We start from the raw sequence: 1,100 nt of genomic DNA, 5'->3' as shown, positions 1-1,100 counted from the left end.
CGAGCCATGGAGTGCTAAGCACGGGTGAGTAGGCCGAGGTAGGTTCGGGTTTTTAGCAGAGCGGAGTTGCGAAAGGCCGTTAGGTCTGTAGCAAGCGTAACGAGTGTCTAAAAATCTATACGAACCGTAGAGTCATGTGAGAGCACAGTAGTGGAGTGTGCCGATTCAAGGCACGTAACGCTGTGTGACGCGGACAGCCGAGGGTTTATAGTCGTCGCGTTTTGCTCGGCGATTTTGCATCATTGGATGTGCAAAATACCTACCGAGGTAGCGACGCTTACGATTGAATTAATACAACAATTAACCTTAGATATGTATATTTTAGAGTAGAATGAAATAGAAATAATCGAAATTTTGGAGGTGTCGGTTTGGATAAGCAAGGGGTCAAAAAAATCCAATATCAGGTGGATGGTCAGCAGGTTGTACGTGTTTCATCATCGGAACTTCAGCAAAACTTGAAGCAAGTGATGCAGCTGTTGTCAGAAGGTTACTTTATTGAAGTGACTAAGCATCGTACTAAGGTTGGGATGATTGTTCCTTATTAAAAACAGGCATAATTTGCATTCACCCTTCACTTACTTGATTTTATATTTTAAGTGAAAGGGTGTGGTCGGGAGAAAGGGAGTTAAGATTCTTCTGGGTGTTTTATATTGCTAAACCAGATCCGTTGTTTTTCTCTAAGTAGTGGGTTATTGCTTTGCGATTCTGCAGAGACTTTTTTCATTTTATAATGGTTTTGGGTAATAATACGGCTTGGGGCCATAGTAAATGCAAAAGATAAAGCAGGCAGTAGTAAAGTTAAGCTGATAGGGATTAAAGCTAGCCATCGCATAATAAGTTCCTTTTTTTGGTCAGTGACATAGTCAAATTTTTATTTATACCTAAAGCCTAGGAGATGATATAGCGCTCAACGAATAGTTTCTGACATTGACTTCATTACTTGACTAAGCGCTGTCTCTAAATTTATTTCATCTTGATCAAGCTTCATGCGAACCCTATTTTTAAGCGGTGACCATACATGCTCGATCGGGTTTAAATCACAGGGCGGTGGCATGAATGTCTTTGATGTTGTCATGAATCGTATAAATCTTGACGAGTAG

General features: G+C 40.7%; 3 protein-coding genes. 1 reads left to right on the top strand and 2 read right to left on the bottom strand.

Annotated features, from left to right (window positions below):
• The first annotated feature begins 368 nt into the window (after positions 1 to 368).
• Entirely contained in the window at positions 369 to 545 is a 177-nt protein-coding gene (locus tag C200_RS16000) for a hypothetical protein (RefSeq protein WP_016212474.1), read from the top strand.
• A gap of 80 nt (positions 546 to 625) precedes the next feature.
• Here C200_RS16000 and C200_RS13265 read toward each other — a convergent pair whose 3' ends face one another.
• Both C200_RS13265 and C200_RS13260 read right to left on the bottom strand, forming a co-directional pair.
• A complete protein-coding gene (locus C200_RS13265; protein WP_016212475.1) occupies positions 626 to 832 on the bottom strand; it encodes a hypothetical protein in 207 nt (68 codons plus the stop codon).
• Positions 833 to 907: 75 nt separating this feature from the next.
• Positions 908 to 1,100: hypothetical protein (locus C200_RS13260; protein ID WP_052133292.1), on the bottom strand; the 193-nt coding region annotated here is incomplete at its 5' end.

The organism is Piscirickettsia salmonis LF-89 = ATCC VR-1361 (assembly GCF_000297215.2).
Classification (GTDB): domain Bacteria; phylum Pseudomonadota; class Gammaproteobacteria; order Piscirickettsiales; family Piscirickettsiaceae; genus Piscirickettsia; species Piscirickettsia salmonis.
This window is presented reverse-complemented; position numbering and strand designations above follow the sequence as displayed.